Annotated in this window: 2 protein-coding genes; one reads left to right on the top strand and one right to left on the bottom strand. The window is 60.5% G+C overall.

Going from position 1 to position 1218, the window contains the following annotated elements:
* Positions 1–65: 65 nt before the first annotated feature.
* Positions 66–305, bottom strand: a complete 240-nt coding sequence (locus DKB74_RS18485; RefSeq protein ID WP_109809677.1) for a hypothetical protein — start codon at positions 303–305, stop codon at positions 66–68.
* 146 nt (positions 306–451) lie between these two features.
* On the opposite strand from DKB74_RS18485, the gene DKB74_RS18490 reads away from it, so the two are divergent.
* Positions 452–1218, top strand: a protein-coding gene (locus DKB74_RS18490; RefSeq protein WP_109809678.1) for an IS5 family transposase whose coding sequence is annotated in 2 segments (ribosomal slippage) — positions 452–776 and positions 776–1218 — 768 coding nt in all. Because the reading frame shifts where the segments join, the coding sequence is not laid out codon by codon here.

Below are 1218 nucleotides of genomic sequence, written 5' to 3' on the forward strand. Positions count from 1 at the left end.
TAGGCCGTGAACCCATAAACTGGGCCCGTCGGACGATGCCTAGCTGATCCCGGACGTCCGTCCGGTTACAAATCGGCTATTGCGTCGTCGAAGCGTGAAGCGAGCTTTAGGAAGTCGTCGCCCCAGCCGCTTTCGATGCTGACCTCTTGAAGCGAGCTTGTCGGGCCGAACAGAACCTGTAACGGCAGAAGTTTGATGGTTTCGGCGGCATTGATGCGCCGTAGAATATCGTCGATCTCCGCGACCGCCTCATTGCTGTTTGCCCAGCGCGACCAAGAGAAGTCGTTATTCTCTCGGGCAAGCATCTTCGAGTGTCTTCCAAAACCTCTACAAGGGCCTCACAGGTCATTTGCGCTCCCACATTGGTGCGATGTTATCCGTTCATCATGCGACCGTAAGCGCGACCCTCCAACCCCTTTCCTGATAGGCTGATTTCTGATTCAGGGTCGGCATGAGCCGATATGATCTGACCGACTTTGAGTGGCGCGTGATCGAGCCGCTGCTGCCCAACAAGCCACGAGGCGTGCCGCGCGTCGATGATCGCCGCGTGCTGAACGGCATCTTCTGGGTATTGCGATCCGGTGCTCCATGGCGTGACCTGCCCGAGCGCTATGGTCCGCGCACCACCTGTTACAACCGCTTCGTGCGATGGCGGAAGGCCGGGGTATGGGATCGGATGATGGATGCCATCACCGCCGGGCACGACGGCGATATCCAGATGATCGACAGCACCTCCGTTCGTGCCCACCAGCAGGCCGCAACGGCAAAAAGGGGGGTACAGATCATTGTCTCGGTCGCTCCCGGGGCGGGCTCACGACCAAGATTCACGCGGTCGTCGACGCGCAAGGGCTCCCGATCCGGCTCGGCCTGACGGTTGGACAAACACATGATGGGCTGGTTGCTGGCACGCTGCTCGACCATCTCGGTCCGCAGACTATCGTGCTGGCGGACAAGGCCTATGATGCTGACCGCATCCGCGAGTTGATCCAGGACCAGGGCGCCACGCCGAACATCCCGCCCAAGAGCAACCGGCGCTGGAAGCCGTGCTTCAGCAAGCGGCTCTATCGCGAGCGCAACCTCATCGAGCGGTTCTTCTCCAAGCTGAAGCACTTCCGCCGCGTCGCCACCCGTTACGACAAGCTCGCAGCCAACTTCCTCGCCATGATCCAGCTCGCCTCAATGCGGCTGTGGCTGCGCGCTTATGAGTCTACGGCCTAG

Source organism: Stakelama portus (genome assembly GCF_003171655.1).
Taxonomy (GTDB): Bacteria; Pseudomonadota; Alphaproteobacteria; order Sphingomonadales; family Sphingomonadaceae; genus Sphingomonas; species Sphingomonas portus.